The organism is Bacillus sp. REN16 (assembly GCF_020731355.1).
Classification (GTDB): Bacteria; Bacillota; Bacilli; order Bacillales; family Bacillaceae_L; genus Ferdinandcohnia.
Window position 1 is genome coordinate 176,305 of the sequence record NZ_JAJFZK010000010.1, and the last position, 18,190, is coordinate 194,494.

Sequence of the window (18,190 nt, forward strand, 5' to 3'; positions counted from 1 at the left end):
AGAACCAAATATAAACCGTTCAAAACAGATTCTATTATAGGATCTGTTTTTTTGTGTTTAAAAGGAAGAAAATATAGAAAACCCCCTGAACTAGGAATTCAGGGGGCATTATCTTATTTTGTAGCGGGCTTAACGGACTTCGCTTTTTCAAGAGTTGGAACGCCTTTTCCCGTAACATCTACACGTTTAATAAACAATGCTAAAACTAATGCTACGATATTAATACCTAAAGCAACTAGAAAAGAATAATTAATTCCCGCAAGCAATGCTTGTTGACCAATAAGAGCCTGAGTAGTTTCAGTTATTGTAGTTGGATCCATACCGGATACTAAACTTTCACCTTCAGATTTAGCAACACTATTCATGACCGTTATTAAAACTGCAGTTCCAATCGAACCGGAAACTTGCTGAGCAGTATTATTAATCGCTGTACCATGCGGATATAAATGTGATGGCAACTGATTTAATCCGTTTGTCATAATCGGCATCATGACCATTGACATTCCAAACATACGAAGAGTGTATGCTGTAACGATGTAGGTATAGGAAGAATCAATTTGTAGTTGTGTAAGTAAATAGGTAGAAACTGCCGTAATTAAAAGACCCAAAATTGAAAGAAGGCGGGGACCAAATTTATCGAATAATTTACCAGTTATTGGTGACATAATTCCCATCACAATAGCACCTGGAAGCATCATTAATCCAGATTCAAATGGTGATATTCCACGAACACTTTGCACATATGCAGGAGTTAGAATCATACCAGAGAACATCGCCACTGCGTTCACAATGGCAATAATTGAAGCCAGTGCAAACATTGGGTATTTATAGGCTCTTAAATCAAGAATTGGTTTATCTAATCTCATTTGACGTACAATAAATAAGATTAATGAAATCCCACCAATAATTAAAGATGTCAAAACAAGGGGATGCGTCCATCCATCATTGCTTACAGAACTGAATCCGTATAATAATCCACCAAACCCAAGTGTTGACAAGATTACGGAAAGGTGGTCGATTGTTGCATTTTTATTTACTTCCATCACATTTTTAGATTTCCAAATTGCAAGCACTAAACTTATTACTGCAAGAGGTAAGATCATTTCAAATAAGACGCGCCAATCGTAATGCTCAACGATATAACCTGATAAAGTAGGACCTATTGCTGGTGCTGTAATCATAACCAATCCGAACACACCCATTGCTGTTCCGCGTTTTTCAAGCGGGAAGCTAACAAGCATTATGTTCATCAACAATGGTCCCATTACGGATGAACCTGCGGCTTGAACCATACGTCCAGCAATTAAGACTCCAAAGTTTGGAGCGAATGCAGCCATCGCAGTACCAATAGTAAAAATAAGCATGGATGTAATAAATAGGCTTCTGTTAGAAAACCTAGTGATTAAGAATGCTGAAGCTGGAATTAACACACCGCTAACAAGCATATACCCTGTTGCAAGCCATTGAACGGTTGAGTAATTTTCAATATTTAAATCAATCATAATAGATGGTAATGCAACATTTAGTAAAGAGTTATTTAAAAATGAAACAAATGCCCCAATAAAAAGTACTGCTAACATCAAATATGGTGGCTTTTTTTCTTGTAATGTCGAATCCATAAAATTTATCCCCTCAATTCATTTAATAAATTATTACTTGAATGATTTTATACCACAAGTTCAATTTGTGCAATGTTTTTATACTTACGGTATAATGTTCTTGTGGATGAAATTAAAATGATTACAAGGAATATATAGGAAATTACGGAGGGCGTATGAATAAACGTAGGCGACGAGTGGCAGATGCAGCGTTGAAGTTATTTGTTGAAAAAGGATTTCAACAAACATCGATACAAGATATTATTGAACATGCAAATATTTCAAAAGGTACCTTTTATAACTACTTCTCGAATAAAAATGATTGTATCGCTGAAATTTTAGAAGGACTGCGTTATGATGCAAGCCAAATTCGAATGGAGATGCAGGTTGGAAAAGATGAGACAGACCGCACTATATTAGTGGACCAAATTTCAATTTTGACCCATTTAAATAAGGAACGAAATCTAAATACCATCTTTGAATCCATATTACACTCAAATGAAGTTGAGCTAAAAAAAATGGTGATGCATCATCGCATTCATGAATTAGAATGGCTCGCAAGGCGATTTGTTGATGTCTATGGTGAGAAAGTAAGGCAATTTGGATTTGAACTGTCCATTCTATTCTACGGAATGATGCATTATATCCTATTTACAATAAAGATTACAAATAGTGCACAATCAATAGATCGAATTGTCGAGGTTTTGCTAACTTATTTAGAAGCAATTATACCAATCATGGTCGAAAAAGGGAGTACATTGATTGATCCATCATCACTCCATTTTCTAGAAGCAAGAATCGATCGAAAAGTGCTAACACTAGATGAACTTATAGACCTGGCAAAGAATATAGAGAAAGAAGTCATATTCACAACCGATCAGCAAGATCTATATGATACGATTGTGTCAGAACTTCAGCGAGACCGGATTCGAAAAAGTGTTCTACAGCCTTTAATAAAACCATTTCAGCAGACTTTTGTACAAACTGAAATAGAAGCTCAGGTCAATACATTTACAAATTTCCTTTGGTATTATTTAAGAATGCACTAAGAAGTGAAAAGGGGTGTTTATGATTACAAAACGTGAAATGGGTTGGGACTTTGACAATACATATGTAGGGTTGCCAAAGGAACTTTATTCAAAAACGAATCCAAACCCTGTTAGTGAACCAGAACTAGTTATCTTAAATAAACATTTGGCAGAATCACTTGGGTTGAATGTAAAGGGATTATTGGAAGATGGTATCGAGGTTTTTGCTGGAAATAAAATACCTGAGGGTGCTGAACCTATTGCACAAGCCTATGCCGGTCACCAGTTTGGCCATTTTACGATGCTTGGAGATGGGCGTGCTGTATTACTTGGTGAACAGATTACACCTAATGGGGGGCGCTTTGATATACAGCTAAAGGGGGCAGGTCGAACGCCTTTCTCTCGTGGCGGAGATGGCCGTGCCGCAATCGGACCCATGCTTCGTGAATACATTATTAGTGAAGCTATGCATGGATTACGGATTCCTACCACTAGAAGTTTAGCTGTTGTCACAACAGGGGAGCCAATTTATCGGGAAACGGTTCTACCTGGTGCAATACTTACACGGGTTGCTTCAAGTCATATACGTGTAGGTACTTTTCAATATATTACTGGTCTTGGAAAAACGGATGAACTAAGGAGATTAGCCGATTATACAATTAAACGCCATTACCCTGAAATTAAGGATGAGGAACAACGCTATCTTGCACTCTTACGTGAGGTTGTCAAAAAGCAAGCAGCTTTAATTGCGAAATGGCAGATCGTCGGATTTATACATGGTGTAATGAACACAGATAATATGGCTATAAGCGGGGAAACCATTGATTATGGTCCATGTGCGTTTATGGATACATATGACCCAAAAACTGTATTTAGTTCAATTGATACAGGAGGGCGCTATGCTTATGGCAACCAACCCTACATCGGTGGTTGGAATCTTGCACGTTTTGCAGAAAGCTTACTACCTTTACTTCATGATAATGAGGAACAGGCACTTCAATTAGCTCAGGATGAAATATCGAAATATAATGGAATTTATCGAGTAAATTGGTTGAACGGTATGAGAGCAAAGCTTGGCCTATTCGATCAAGAGGAAGAGGATACTAGGCTTATTGAAGAACTTCTAGAATGGATGGAACAAAACAAGAAGGATTACACGAATACATTTGTCGCCTTAACATTCGATAAACTTGATAGCCTTGCAAATTGTAGCACCGATAGTCTTAATAATTGGCAGCAAAAGTGGAAGGAAAGACAAAATAGACAGAAGAAAACAGATGGCGAGATTAAGGAGTTAATGTTGGCATCTAATCCAGCAGTCATTCCAAGAAACCACCAGGTTGAAGAAGCACTCGTGGCGGCCGCTGAGGAGGATTATAGTGTCATGGGAAAACTTTTGGAAGTACTAAAAGATCCATTTGCTCATTCTCAGGACCAGGTTGAATATGCAAAACCACCTGAACCTACAAACAAACCATATCGGACATTTTGTGGGACTTGAAATAGAGGCATGCCTTTTTGGGTGTGCTTTTTTTTATGCTAAAACTACCAGTTGCATTTTTAGATGAAATCACTTCAAAAACGAACGTTTATTCTGTACAATAAGAGTATAAATTCTGAGGTGATTTTTAATGAAGTTTCGGAAAAATATCCATGAATTAATGGATTTTATAAAAGAAAACCCACAATACGCTAAAAATATTGTTCACTGGCACACAACTCCGGCGACCTCTGCCAAAACGATGGACATACCTCCATCTGTTGATGATAGATTACGAGAAGCATTGGACAAAAGAGGGATCCAAAGAGTTTATACTCATCAACATTCAGCCTATGAGATAACGCGAAGCGGACGAAATTTTGTTGCCGTAACACCGACGGCATCAGGTAAAACGCTTTGCTACAACTTGCCTGTTCTGCAAACAATTGTTGAAAACGATCAGGCACGTGCACTTTATATATTCCCGACAAAAGCATTAGCCCAAGACCAAAAAAGTGAACTAAACGAGATCATTGAGGAAATGGGAGTAGCAATAAATAGTTATACATATGATGGTGATACACCGGCAAACATTCGCCAAAAGGTACGAAAGGCAGGACATATTGTCATTACAAACCCGGATATGCTGCATTCGGCTATTCTTCCTCATCATACAAAATGGGTTTCATTGTTTGAAAATCTAAAATATGTGGTGATCGATGAGCTGCATACGTATCGTGGTGTGTTTGGAAGCCATGTCGCAAATGTCATCAGGCGTTTGAAACGAATTTGCGAATTTTATGGAAGCTGTCCGATTTTCATGTGTACATCAGCAACCATTGCAAATCCGCAGGAACTTGCTGAAAATTTGACCGGAACCAAAATGGAATTAATTAAAAACAACGGTGCGCCAACGGGGACAAAGCATTTTGTTTTTTATAATCCGCCAATTGTCAATAAACCGCTTAATATTCGAAGAAGTGCAACACTTGAGGTGCGTAATCTAGCTAGTGAATTTTTACAAAATAAAATCCAAACAATTGTCTTTGCACGAAGCAGGGTTAGGGTGGAAATCATTTTAACCTATTTGCAGGAGCTCGTTAAACATAAGCTTGGTCCAAAGGCAATCCGAGGGTATCGTGGCGGGTATTTGCCAAAACAACGCCGGGAAATCGAACATGGGCTTCGGAATGGTGAAATATACGGGGTTGTAAGCACAAATGCTCTTGAATTAGGTGTAGACATTGGACAACTTCAGGTTTGTATTATGACCGGCTACCCAGGCACGATTGCAAGTGCGTGGCAGCAGGCAGGTCGTGCCGGTCGTCGCCAAGGGGAAGCAGTCATCTTCATGGTTGCAAGCTCTAATCCACTTGATCAATATATGATTCAAAACCCAGAATACTTTTTTAGTAGAAACCCTGAAACAGCTCGAATTAATCCTAATAATCTCGTGATTTTAATTGATCATATTAAGTGTGCTGCTTATGAATTACCATTTAAAGCAGGTGATACGTTTGGTGACCTTGATCTGGAAGATATTCTTGAATTTCTAACCGAGGAAAGAGTCCTTCATCAAAATGGGGATAAATGGTATTGGATGAATGATTCTTTCCCTGCCCACAATATTAGTCTGCGTTCAGCTTCACAGGAGAATGTTGTGATCATTGACCAAACTGATATTGCGGCCGTGAAGGTGATTGGGGAAATGGATCGGTTTAGTGCGATGACATTACTGCATGATGAAGCCATTTATTTGCACCAAGGTGTTCAATTCCAAGTCGAAAAGCTGGATTGGGAAGAAAAGAAAGCTTTTGTAAGAGAAGTAGATGTTGATTATTTCACTGATGCAAACCTCGCTGTTAGTCTTCGGGTTTTAGAGGTTGACAAGGAACGCTCGAGCCCATCAATTGAAATAGGTTATGGGGATGTATCTGTTCAAGCGATGGCAACCATTTTTAAGAAAATAAAATTTGAGACCCATGAGAATATCGGTTCTGGGCCGATTCATCTGCCAGAAGAAGAGTTGCATACTTCCTCTGCATGGATAAGTCTGAAACAATCAGAGCTTGAAGGATTAAGTGATGAACGGATAGAGGAAGGTTTAATAGGTGTTGCAAATGTGTTAAGACATGTTGCACCGCTCATGACAATGTGTGACCCATCAGATTTACATGTTGTGCCACAGGTAAAAGCTGTACACAATGAACAGCCCACAATCTTTTTATATGATCGGTATCCAGGGGGGATTGGCTTGAGTGAAAAAGTCTATGACGCTATGGAGAATCTCCTCAATGACTCTGAAGAATTAATACGTAACTGTTCATGTGAATCAGGCTGTCCCTCCTGTATTGGGACAGATGTCGTACACGAAAAGGCAAAAACGGATGCACTAACTTTAATTTCAAAGTTAAAACAGGGAAAGCATGGTAAAAATTAAAGGAGTTTAACTATGTCGATTAAAGGAAAATTAAACCGTTTAAAAAATCATATAGTAAAAGAAGAGGCGGACAAATCGAAATCTGTCGAATCTTCTGTTGTTGTGGAAGAGATACCTTTTCTTGAAAAGTGGGCAGAATTCGGGGCGCAACCATTTTATTTTGATGATACGTACTGCATGGTTAGAAAAGTGGAATATCCATTGGATTATCAGCATGGCTTATATTCGTTTTCAAAATTAAAAGATGTCATTGACTTGTGGAATACGTCTATGATTAAACATCCATTATCTGCAAAAAGTCATCAGCTTTCCGACTTGTTTTTCTTTGACACAGAAACGACAGGTTTAGGTGGGGGAGCAGGAAACACAATCTTTTTATTAGGACATGCGAGGATTCATGAAGAAAAGATAGTCCTCACGCAACATTTTTTACCTAATCCTGGAGCTGAAGTTGCCCTATACCAAAGCTTCCTTTCAAGTGTTGATTACACAACTTTAGTCACATATAACGGAAAATCCTTTGATTGGCCACAAGTAAAAACCCGGCATACATTAATTCGGGATGCCCTGCCTAAATTACCTGATTTCGGACATTTTGATTTATATCATGCAGCAAGAAGGCTTTGGAAAAACAAACTGGATTCTGTAAGACTTTCAAATGTAGAAAAGGAAATTTTAGATATTAAACGCAGCGATGATGTCCCAGGTTATTTAGCTCCAATTATATATTTTGATTTTGTGGAGAATCAGGTGCCGGATGGAATTTTTGGCGTCATGCGGCATAATGAAATCGATATTTTATCCTTATTGACTCTTTATATCCATTTATCGGGTGCTGTAATGTTGAACGAAAAAAATAAGTATACATCTGACAAATATGAAGTGGCGAGATGGCTTGAAGCGTTAGGGGAGACTCGAAAGGCACAGGAATTATATGAGCAAGTAATTGAAGTGGATGCCGATAAGGAAACGAAAGCAAAACTAGCCCTTGCATTTCTTGTAAAAAAGGAAAAAAAGCTTGAAGAAGCAATTGAACTATTTTTGGAAGTACAAGAAATGGGTGATGATCATGATGCGATTGTAGCGTGCATAGAGCTTTCGAAATACTATGAGCATCATCGTAAGGATTACGAAACTGCTTTGGACTTTGCTAATACTGGATATTTGAGATGGAAAGAATCGAGGAATTCAGATAATAATACAAAAAATGCGAACGCAGAAAACGAATTTGAGAAGCGAATTGCAAGAATAAGTAGGAAATTTCAAAAAAGTTTGTAAATATTACCCGGGCAAGCGCAAAATTAGTGGTTTTTCGCGTTTTATTTGTCGATATTATGAAGATTTGAAGACTTCCTTCATTTGTCATTGTAGAACGATGTAATACCATGTAAAATAGTGTTTTGTGTAAATGAAATATTATTTTAGATGGAGAGAATGACAATGTATAAGAAAATATTATTTCTATACTTTTTTGTATTAGTTTTAATTGTGATCGTATTAACTGGAATTAAAGACGGCTCATATGCCTTTTTCTAAACATAAATTGGGGTACAATTGGTGAAAAATAGGTGTTTTAAAAAGGAGGATGAAGAGGACCAAGATTTTCAAGGCGGTGCAGCTTTGAGTACCGGAGCGTATGCATTTAATACGTGAGTAACGAAGAAGCAAGCCAACGAGCTTCCACAGGATGTGGTGACTTCGACGTTCGACACAGGACGTGTCGGTAGTTAGTCGAAGCTCCTCTATATATGCGTCATATTCACCGGACTTTTTAAACATCCTCTAAAAAATAGGTGTTTTGATTAGTACATGACTCTCCCTTCTTTCATAGGCTATTACTGTAAGGCAGATGAAGGAAAGGAGATAGATAAAATGTTTTGTCCAACAAATGTAATGCGACCTATTGTTCACCCGACTCAATGTTGTGTTCAACACCACTGCTGTAAAACAATTGTTCCACATATTCATCCTTCACATACGCAACATGTAAATCATCATATGTATCAACATATGCATTATTTCCCACACACAGAATCTGTTGCGAATGAAGTAACAAATCAACACTTCAATTGTGGAGCAAGACCACCAGGACCATTTATGGGCCGATAAAACAAATAACCTACCCAAAAATGTAACAAATAAAACACAACAGGAACTGTAATGGTTCCTGTTTTACATAGGTTCTATAAATGCTTAAGGCTAAATCAACAAATAAAGGAGACTGGACATGATAAAGGTTGTTGCAATTACGGGCTATAAACCATTCGAGCTTGGAATTTTTGGACAAGATCATCCTGGAATCCGATATATCAAACTAGCTCTAAAAAATGCGCTGATTCCCTTAATTGAAGATGGACTTGAATGGGTCATTATTAGCGGTCAGCTTGGAGTAGAACTTTGGGGAGCTGAAATCACCTATGAACTGCAAGAGGAATTTCCAGAGCTAAAACTAGCTGTTTTTACTCCCTTTCTTGAGCAAGATGAAAAATGGAACGAAACAAATCGAGAATACTACCAGCTCATACTGTCACAAGCTGACTATGTAAACAGCATCACAAACCGTAAATATGATAACCCATCACAATTTCGGTTGAAAAATGCTTTCTTTCTGGACAAAAGTGATGCATTATTAATTCTATATGATGAAGAAAAGGATGGCAGTCCGCGTTATATCTATTCGGATGCGGAAAAAAAGAGCGAAAATGAAGACTATCAACTCATAACGATTAACGCATATGACCTTCAGGTAATCGTTGAAGAGGAACAATATGCAAATAATGACTTCTAAAACAACGGCTTTATCAATATAAATTGACAATACATGAAATTTTTGAAAAAATAGACGTAGGAATAATGGGGAAAGTGTATCGAGGTGAAAACAATGTTATCTGATAAAATAAAATTAACTGCAGCACAGATACTTGAAAAAGAATTTAAATCGGGCATGAAAGGCTATAAACAAGAAGAAGTTGATAAATTTCTAGATGTGATCATCAAGGATTACGAATCATTTTATCTAGAAATTGAAGAGCTGCAACAAGAAAATTTACGATTAAAGCGTCAACTAGAAGAATCCTTTAAAAAACAACCACAGGCGCAAACTGGAACAACGAATTTTGATATTTTGAAACGATTATCAAACCTTGAAAAACATGTCTTTGGCAGTAAACTTTATGATTGAAGCCCACAGGATCAGGTGGTCACAAAGACTTTGCCTATAAGAACGTGGAGTTTACAGTCTTTGCTCCTTATGGAGGAAAAAATTTCCAGTAAGAATTACTTGCATTTTTAATACTTTTTTACTATACTATTTCTTGCACACATTAATAACGTTCGGGTAATCGCTGCAGGGAGACCTGCAGAGGAAAGTCCATGCTCGCACGGGCTGAGATGTCCGTAGTGTTCGTGCCTAGCGAAACGATAAGCTAGGGTAGCGAGGAATTTCTCTTTGCTAACGGCAGGGAAAAGACCTAAGTCCATTTGGATATGGTTTGACTACCTTTAAAGTGCCACAGTGACGAAGTCTTGTAAGAAATTACAAGAGTGGAACGAGGTAAACCCCACGAGCGAGAAACCCAAATAATGGTAGGGGCACTTTCTCTCTTGGAAATGAACTAGGAGAAGGACAGGCGGTTCACCGTCTGTAGATAGATGATTACCACCTGAGTACGAGGCATTCGTTTTGCCGACTGAAGTACAATGGAACAAAACATGGCTTACAGAACGTTATTAATTAAACGAATTACATGAATAAAGAAGTAAAGCTCTTCATCAAGAAGAGCTTTTTGTATGCTTACATAAAACTTTTCTGAGAAGCAAATCTTGCATTATGGATTTAGATTCTTTATTCTTTTACTATATAAATGAATGTACATAGTTAGGGTGAACGTGAATGGGAAAAGTAACACTGATTGCCACAGCGGCAATGGGGATTGAATCAATCGTTGCAAAGGAAGTGCGGGATTTAGGTTATGAATGCACGGTTGAGAACGGGAAGGTTACGTTTGTTGCTGATGAACAAGCAATCTGCCGAAGCAACCTTTGGCTTAGAACAGCAGATCGTATCAAGCTAAAAGTCGGTGAATTTAAAGCAACAACCTTTGATGAATTATTTGAACAAACAAAAGCCCTTAATTGGGGTGATCTTCTTCCAGAAAATGCAGAGTTTCCTGTCATCGGAAAATCAGTAAAATCAAAGCTTTTTAGTGTCTCAGATTGTCAAAGCATCGTAAAAAAAGCCGTTGTTGAAAGTTTAAAAAAACATTACCGCAAAACATCTGGCTGGTTTGAGGAAACAGGCCCTTTATTCCGCATTGAAGTAGCTTTACTTAAGGACGTTGTGACTTTAACAATTGACTGCAGTGGAGTCGGTTTGCATAAACGTGGTTATCGTGCCGATCAAGGGGAGGCTCCCTTAAAGGAAACCCTAGCCGCCACCTTAGTCATGTTAACGAACTGGACACCGGAGAAACCGTTCGTCGACCCATTTTGTGGCTCGGGCACAATTCCCATTGAAGCTGCTTTAATCGGGCAAAACATTGCTCCTGGTTTTAACCGTGATTTCGCCTCTGAGGATTGGGAGTGGATCGGTAAAAAATGCTGGAATGAAGCGCGTCAAGAGGTAGAGGATTTAGCTAAATATGATCAGCCTCTTGATATAAGCGGATTTGATATTGACCACCGAATGATTCAAATGGCCAAAGATAATGCCGACGAGGCAGGTTTTTCTGATATTATTCAATTTAAACAAATGCAAGTTCGTGATTTTACAACATCAAAGGAGTACGGTGTCATCGTCGGAAACCCTCCATATGGGGAAAGACTAGGTGAAAAGAAGGCAGTTGAAGAAATGTACCGCGGGATGGGGGAAGCGCTTCGTCCATATGATACGTGGTCAGTCTATATGCTAACCTCACATCCCGAGTTCGAACAATTATACGGTAAGCCAGCAACGAAAAAGCGGAAGTTGTTTAACGGATTTATTCGAACCGATTACTATCAGTATTGGGGAAAAAGACCGCCTAGAGAACGTTAAAATTTTATAATTCATGAATAGTTCAACTCCTAGGGACATATACTCTATTGGTGTCTACAAAATTTCCAGGAGTGAATGAACGATGAATTACCTAGATTTCAAAAAAATACAAGATGCTTTGAATGATACATATAGGGTTCTTCAAACTGAGATAGGGGAAGAGTTGGATCCTCTTCAATCGATTGCTAAAGCAAAAAACGATTTGCTTCATGCGATGTCTCATTCAACTGCCATTGATGTTGATTTTTTACGATATAAAAGTGAATAATGTTAATTTTGGGAAACTCGCTTAGGCGAGTTTTTTTTCTTTTGTTCAATATTGACTTCACACATTCATTAGTAGATAATTAAATATTGCGTGTAACATGGTTTTGGGGGTTTTACATATGATTGGAGAAGGGTTACCTTTTCAAATATCCAGAGATGAAAATTTCTTTGATAAATTTAATGAGTGGATTGGTGATGTCTTTTACGACATCCTTCCGGAAAAAGGCTTTGAGCTTCGCGATGAGCAAATTTTCATGGCATTTCAGCTGGAAAAAGCATTTAAGGAAAAATCAATTGTATTCGCAGAAGCAGGTGTAGGTACGGGTAAAACAATTGTTTATCTGTTGTATGCCATTTGTTATGCAAGATATATGAGAAAACCTGCAATCATTTCATGTGCAGATGAGTCCTTAATTGAACAGCTAGTAAAGCCTGAAGGTGATATCGCAAAAATCGCAGACGCACTAGATTTAAAAATTGATGTCCGACTAGCAAAGGCACAGGACCAATATCTTTGTTTACGGAAATTAGATACGGCTACTCGACGAACAAACAATGAAAAAATTGCAAAAATGTATAATGAATTACCTGATTTTGTTCACAGTCATTCCGCGATGCAAACATTCCATCATTACGGGGATCGAAAAACATATTCTGACCTCACCGATGAGGAATGGAAAAGCGTCTCATGGGATAGCTTTCAGGATTGTTTTTCATGTGATTTACGCCATCGCTGTGGTCTCACATTATCCAGAGAGCATTATCGGAAGTCTGTGGATTTGATTGTCTGTTCCCATGATTTTTATATGGAGCATGTGTGGACAATGGAATCGAGAAAAAGAGAAGGGCAACTCCCTTTTTTACCAGAAAGCAGCTGTGTAGTCTTTGATGAAGGGCATTTGCTTGAGTTTTCTGCACAAAAGGCATTAACCTATCGTGTCCAAGAAACGACCTTGGAAACATTATTAACTAGGCTATTAGAAAATGATATTCGTGAAGAATTTGCTCAATTAATTGAAGACACGATTGAACAAAATGAGCGTCTTTTTGGAACTCTTGCTGAAAATAGTCAAATAGTTGAAGGTTCTGATCGCATGGATATCAAGCGGGACGCAAACTTAGTAGCGAATGCAAAAAAACTTCATCAGATGATTGTTGAGATTGGCAATAATCTCGTCTTTGAGGCAGAAACGTATACAATCGATCAGTACGAATTACATATAGTCGATGAATATTTGGATCAAATGGAATATTCATTAAAACTGTTTGATGAAGAAAATGATGCTATTCACTGGGTTGAGGCAGATGGTGAAAGCAACACATTAGTAATTATGCCACAAGCAGTGGAAACCATTTTAGCGGATAAAGTATTCTCGAAAAAAATCCCATTTGTGTTCTCATCTGCAACCTTATCTGAGAATAAATCATTTGATTATATTGCCAATAGTTTAGGTATTAAAAACTATCAATCATTTTCTGTTGCGTCACCATTTGATTATGAAAACCAAATGAAGATTCAAATGCCTGTGTTTAATGGCAGTGAGGATGGATTTCAATCAAAATTTGATTTTGCATGGAATGAAATTGAGAAATCAGAAGGCCGAGCACTGCTTTTATTTAATTCAAGGGAAGAGCTACAAGCGTTTAAAAAGAATAGTAATGCTAATAAATATCCTGTCCTATACGAAGGGGACGAAGAAATCAGTGGACTGGTATCCAGGTTCCAAAATGATGAACATAGTATTCTTTGTTCGGTATCATTATGGGAAGGACTGGATATTCCTGGGTCTTCATTATCGAATGTCATCATTTGGTCATTGCCATTCCCTCCAAATGATCCAGTTTTTCAAGCAAAAAGAAAAAGAGCGCAAAACACATTTGAGCAAGTCGACCTTCCATATATGCTATTAAGACTGCGACAAGGCATTGGTCGTTTGATTCGAACCAGCGGGGATGCAGGAACTGTCAGTATTTTTGTAGAAGAAAATATGAGTAACCTAATTATTGATAATATCAAAAATGTTCTACCGACAAAGGTTTATGCAAAGTAAAGGGGAGGATGAAAAAATGTCAGAGCAGCTGCAACAAACTGAAAAAGCATTTCTTGAATTAGTTAAAAAAATGACCAGCTATAATGAGGCTATTGGGCTTATGTATTGGGATTTACGTACTGGTGCTCCGAAAAAAGGAGTGGAACAGCGTTCTGAAGTAATCGGGATGCTGTCATCAGATGTTTTTGCTATGTCGACTTCCACTGTTATGGAAGCTTACTTAAAAGAACTGACGACTCCTGAGGCACAGCAACAGCTAAATGTAATTACGAAGAAAGTTGTTGAGGAATGTCAAAAGGATTTTGAACGAAACAAAAAGATTCCTGCTGATGAGTTTCGCGAATATGTGATCCTACAATCGAAAGCAGAATCTGTTTGGGAAGATGCAAAGGAAAAATCCGATTTTGACATGTTCCGCCCTTACTTAGAAAAACTTGTCGACTTTACGAAGAAATTTATCGGCTACTGGGGCTATGAAGGGAATAAATACAATACATTGCTTGATATGTATGAGCCTGGGGTGACAGTAGAAGTAATCGATCAAGTTTTTGCGCAATTAAGAGAAAAAATTGTTCCGCTTGTTAAAGCTGTGACTGAGTCAGAAAATAAGCCGGAAACGTCATTTTTATTTAAGGAATTTCCAAAGGAAAAGCAACGCGCATTTAGTTTGGAAATTTTAAAGAAACTGGGTTATGACTTTGATGCTGGACGCCTTGATGAAACCGTTCATCCATTCGCAACTGGCTTAAACCCAGGTGATGTTCGAGTAACGACAAACTATGTAGAAAATGATTTCAGAACAGCTGTTTTTGGAACCATCCATGAAGGTGGACATGCACTCTATGAGCAGAATATATCTCCTGATTTAGTTGGAACAAATCTCTCACAAGGAACATCAATGGGTATCCATGAATCTCAGTCCTTATTTTATGAGAATATTGTTGGACGCAGTTTGCCACTTTGGAAAAATAACTTTGAATTATTAAAAGAATATGCAAGTGGCCAATTTGATCAAGTTACTATCGAGGACTTCTACCGGGCTATTAATGAATCAAAGCCATCTTTCATTCGAATTGAAGCAGATGAATTGACATATCCATTGCATATTATGGTGCGTTATGAAATTGAAAAAGGTCTTTTTAATGATGAAATTGAAGTGAAGGATCTTCCAGAAATCTGGAATTCGAAATATGAGGAGTATTTAGGAATTCGTCCCGAAAATGATGCAAAAGGTGTATTGCAAGATGTCCATTGGGCAGGTGGCAGCTTCGGCTATTTCCCATCCTATGCACTTGGTTACATGTATGCAGCACAATTTAAGAATACAATGTTAAAAGATCTTCCAAATTACGATGAATTGCTGGAAACAGGGAACTTACTTCCTATAAAAGAATGGTTAACAGAACATATTCATCAATATGGAAAACTTAAGAAGCCATTGGAAATCCTTGAGGAAGTGACAGGTGAGGGATTAAACGCAAACTATTTAATCCAGTACCTTGAAGAAAAATATAGTGCCATTTACAAATTATGAAAAAACTGCGCAACTTAAGTTGCGCAGTTTTTGTTTTTCTTATAGTAAATGTTTGAAAGATTTGGCTCCTGGTGGTGCATTTTGGATCATATCAACGAATGGAATTGTATAAGCAATTAAAATTAATACCGCTAATACACCAACCCAAAGCTTCCAGTTTTCTAGAATCATTGGTGTTTTTTCTGCTTCTTCTGCTACTTCTCCAACAGGGAATTCTGTTTCACCTTTTGGTGCAAAGAAAGCAAGATTAACAAAGATGACAAGGACTAAGATTATACCTATAAACAGAATAGATCCTCCAATTGCTTGTGCAATTTGATAGGGAATCCAATCGGCTGCTTGTGCTGAACCTCCATATGTTGAGAAGGAAGAACGTCTAGGTGCTCCTAATAATCCTGCAAAGTGCATAGATGTTGACATGAATGCCATACCGATTGTCCAAACGATTGTTTGGATGATTGCGAGTTTATTCATCGCCTTTGTCATTACACGGCCAGTTAAATGCGGGATAAGCCAATATGCAATCCCAAAGAATGTTAACAGAACGGTTGTTGCAACGGTTAAGTGGAAGTGTCCTGTTACCCAAATTGTATTATGAATAACTTGGTTCATCTGGTGACTAGCATTGATAATACCACCTGCTCCGGCAGGGATAAAAATTAACATACCCATAAAAGGTGCGAAGAAACGTGCATCTCCCCAAGGAAGTTTTTTAAACCAACCAAATAGTCCAGTTGCACCTTTTGATCTTCCGTACATTTCGAATGAGGCAAACAAAGAGAATGCTGTCATTAGAGATGGAATAACCACCATGAAAGTTAAAATAACTTGTAAGTATTTCCAATTCGGGTCGATTCCAGGCTCAGTCAACTGATGGTGGAATCCAACTGGAATGGAGAATAATAAGAACAAAATAAATGATAATCTTGCAAGTGAATCAGAGAAAATTTTTCCGCCAATTACCTTTGGTATCACAACATACCAAGCCATATAAGCTGGTAACAACCAGAAGTAAACAAGTGGGTGTCCAAAATACCAGAATAATGTTCTACTAATTAGGACATCAATTTTATCAACCCAACCAAATGACCATGGAATAAATTGAATCAGAACGGTTGCAGCTACACCAAGTGTTGCAACTAACCAAAGAATCATTGTCATTACCGCCATATAGCTAAGTAATGGGGTTACTTTACCAGGATTTGCTTTTTTCCATTTACCAAAGTGAGCAAACATTGCAAACCCACTAATCCAACTGCCAACAACGACAAGCGCTAATCCAATATAGAAGAAAGGATGGGCTTGTAATGGAGCATAGAATGTATAAAGTACAGATGCTTCACCCATAAGGATTGTAGTTGCTGTGCTAGCAGTACCGATTGTCATCACCCAAAAGCCAATCCAAGCTGCTTTACGGATTTTTGGTGATAGGGTTCCTGCTGTTTTACTTAAACAAGCAAATAAGAAACCTATTGCAAAGAATGTAGTAAGAACGAGTGCCAGTAATACTCCATGAACTGTTAATAATTGATAATAGCCAATTCCAGCAGGTAATGTAAATTTCCCAGAACGAACTAGTGTTTGAAGTAATCCTGCTGTTCCTCCTAGAAATAAAGCAATAAAGGCTACATAAAAGTGTGCCATTGCCAGTTTCGCATCTTTTTTATCTACCTTGATATTTGAATTTAACATTATTCGGTCACCTCAACTTTTGCCATCATTAAGTGGTGTCCAGCTCCACAATATTCATTACATAACACTAAAAATTCACCTGTTTTAGAAAATGTTTGCGTATAGCTGCTAACATAGCCTGGTTCAACCATCATATTGACGTTCGTACCGGCAATTGCAAATCCGTGAACAACATCTTTTGTTGCTACATTAATGGTTACTTTGGCATCTTTAGGAATTTGGATTGTATTTGGTGTATACGCAAATGCTTCAGCAACAAGGTTTAATTCATATTTATTTCCTTCAATATGAACGAGTCCAGGATTATCAAATGGTGCTGTTTCAGTAACCTTTTCAGGATCAATTGTTTTAATGCTGCTTGCTGGCTGATGTCCCATAGCGAAGGCACCAACACCAACTACTCCTAAGAATACAAAAAGAATTCCGATTCCAAAAATGAGCCATATTTTTTCATATTTGTGGAAATGCATGGCTTCTTCCCCTTTCAATTTCACATTCTTTTTCTGTCTGTTTTTTCATAAAATATAACAAGCCATTTTTTGTGATTGTCTTGTCTTGTTTTCTTAGTAGAATGTTTTTTTACAATCTATCTAAGAACAGGAAATAGACACCCAGCCAAGATAAAATTAAGAAAAGCCCAAGTAAAAATACAGATGCCAGTGTCCCTTTTAAGGATGTTTTTTCATCTTCCATTTTTGTTTTCTGGTTTGTCTTCGTAAGCTGTGTCTTTGCCATTCCTCACGACCCCCTTCATGCTTTTAGCAAAGGTTTTTACAATTTCATCATACAAAACAATTTGTTAAAATCTAGACGATTTTTCGTATTTCACAAATTGTTCATTCCTAATCTAATCACTATATTAATAGTGAAAACTTAGTAAAACAGTGATTTTTATCACATCAGGGTGGAATAAGATTTGAATAATTTGTGACAAATCGAATAGCAGTAATGCGTGCGAAAACATATCATATCAAAAAGGGTGAGTGTAAATGATTAGGTATTATTGTTCAAGATGTCATACGATTCTTCTAAATAACAGAGAAAGATGTTTTAAATGTGGGAATG

15 protein-coding genes and 1 other RNA gene are annotated in these 18,190 nt (G+C 37.7%); 12 read left to right on the forward strand and 4 right to left on the reverse strand.

Going from position 1 to position 18,190, the window contains the following annotated elements; all coding sequences use genetic code 11:
• Positions 1-113 precede the first annotated feature (113 nt).
• On the reverse strand, positions 114-1,619 hold the full coding sequence (locus LKW28_RS15740; protein WP_229141305.1) for an MDR family MFS transporter: 1,506 nt from the start codon (positions 1,617-1,619) through the stop codon (positions 114-116).
• A gap of 155 nt (positions 1,620-1,774) precedes the next feature.
• On the opposite strand from LKW28_RS15740, the gene LKW28_RS15745 reads away from it, so the two are divergent.
• From LKW28_RS15745 to LKW28_RS15800, 12 genes are all read left to right on the forward strand, one after another.
• Positions 1,775-2,647: a TetR/AcrR family transcriptional regulator gene (locus tag LKW28_RS15745; protein WP_229141306.1), complete on the forward strand. Its 873-nt coding sequence runs from the start codon at positions 1,775-1,777 to the stop codon at positions 2,645-2,647.
• Positions 2,648-2,666: 19 nt separating this feature from the next.
• The gene (locus tag LKW28_RS15750; RefSeq protein ID WP_229141307.1) at positions 2,667-4,127 is read left to right on the forward strand and encodes a protein adenylyltransferase SelO; all 1,461 of its coding nucleotides are present in this window, start codon (positions 2,667-2,669) and stop codon (positions 4,125-4,127) included.
• A 130-nt stretch (positions 4,128-4,257) separates the two neighbouring features.
• Positions 4,258-6,546 (forward strand): DEAD/DEAH box helicase, encoded by a 2,289-nt coding sequence (locus tag LKW28_RS15755; RefSeq protein ID WP_229141308.1) that lies wholly within the window; start codon positions 4,258-4,260, stop codon positions 6,544-6,546.
• A gap of 12 nt (positions 6,547-6,558) precedes the next feature.
• Positions 6,559-7,824 (forward strand): ribonuclease H-like domain-containing protein, encoded by a 1,266-nt coding sequence (locus LKW28_RS15760; protein ID WP_229141309.1) that lies wholly within the window; start codon positions 6,559-6,561, stop codon positions 7,822-7,824.
• 594 nt (positions 7,825-8,418) lie between these two features.
• Complete coding sequence (locus LKW28_RS15765; protein WP_229141310.1) at positions 8,419-8,655, forward strand: spore coat protein; 237 nt, start codon at positions 8,419-8,421, stop codon at positions 8,653-8,655.
• 121 nt (positions 8,656-8,776) lie between these two features.
• A complete protein-coding gene (locus tag LKW28_RS15770) occupies positions 8,777-9,334 on the forward strand; it encodes a DUF1273 domain-containing protein (protein ID WP_229141357.1) in 558 nt (185 codons plus the stop codon).
• Between the two features lie 93 nt (positions 9,335-9,427).
• Entirely contained in the window at positions 9,428-9,727 is a 300-nt protein-coding gene (gene gpsB, locus LKW28_RS15775; RefSeq protein ID WP_229141358.1) for a cell division regulator GpsB, read from the forward strand.
• A 148-nt stretch (positions 9,728-9,875) separates the two neighbouring features.
• Positions 9,876-10,270, forward strand: an RNA gene (rnpB, locus tag LKW28_RS15780) — RNase P RNA component class B.
• Between the two features lie 168 nt (positions 10,271-10,438).
• Positions 10,439-11,581, forward strand: a complete 1,143-nt coding sequence (locus tag LKW28_RS15785; protein ID WP_229141311.1) for a THUMP domain-containing class I SAM-dependent RNA methyltransferase — start codon at positions 10,439-10,441, stop codon at positions 11,579-11,581.
• Positions 11,582-11,663: 82 nt separating this feature from the next.
• Positions 11,664-11,849 carry a DUF3921 family protein gene (locus tag LKW28_RS15790; protein WP_229141312.1) on the forward strand — a complete coding sequence of 62 codons (186 nt, stop codon included), beginning with the start codon at positions 11,664-11,666 and terminating at the stop codon, positions 11,847-11,849.
• A 118-nt stretch (positions 11,850-11,967) separates the two neighbouring features.
• A complete protein-coding gene (locus LKW28_RS15795) occupies positions 11,968-13,899 on the forward strand; it encodes an ATP-dependent DNA helicase (protein WP_229141313.1) in 1,932 nt (643 codons plus the stop codon).
• A gap of 16 nt (positions 13,900-13,915) precedes the next feature.
• A complete protein-coding gene (locus LKW28_RS15800) occupies positions 13,916-15,433 on the forward strand; it encodes a carboxypeptidase M32 (RefSeq protein WP_229141314.1) in 1,518 nt (505 codons plus the stop codon).
• 39 nt (positions 15,434-15,472) lie between these two features.
• Here the strand turns inward: LKW28_RS15800 and LKW28_RS15805 are convergent, their stop codons facing one another.
• The 3 genes from LKW28_RS15805 to LKW28_RS15815 all read right to left on the reverse strand — a co-directional run bounded on the left by LKW28_RS15805 (position 15,473) and on the right by LKW28_RS15815 (position 17,860).
• The gene (locus LKW28_RS15805) at positions 15,473-17,125 is read right to left on the reverse strand and encodes a b(o/a)3-type cytochrome-c oxidase subunit 1 (protein WP_229141315.1); all 1,653 of its coding nucleotides are present in this window, start codon (positions 17,123-17,125) and stop codon (positions 15,473-15,475) included.
• Positions 17,125-17,595 carry a cytochrome c oxidase subunit II gene (locus tag LKW28_RS15810; protein WP_229141316.1) on the reverse strand — a complete coding sequence of 157 codons (471 nt, stop codon included), beginning with the start codon at positions 17,593-17,595 and terminating at the stop codon, positions 17,125-17,127. The genes LKW28_RS15805 and LKW28_RS15810 overlap by 1 nt, the downstream gene beginning before the upstream one ends.
• Before the next feature lie 109 nt (positions 17,596-17,704).
• Complete coding sequence (locus LKW28_RS15815) at positions 17,705-17,860, reverse strand: cytochrome c oxidase subunit 2A (protein WP_229141317.1); 156 nt, start codon at positions 17,858-17,860, stop codon at positions 17,705-17,707.
• Positions 17,861-18,190 lie beyond the last annotated feature (330 nt).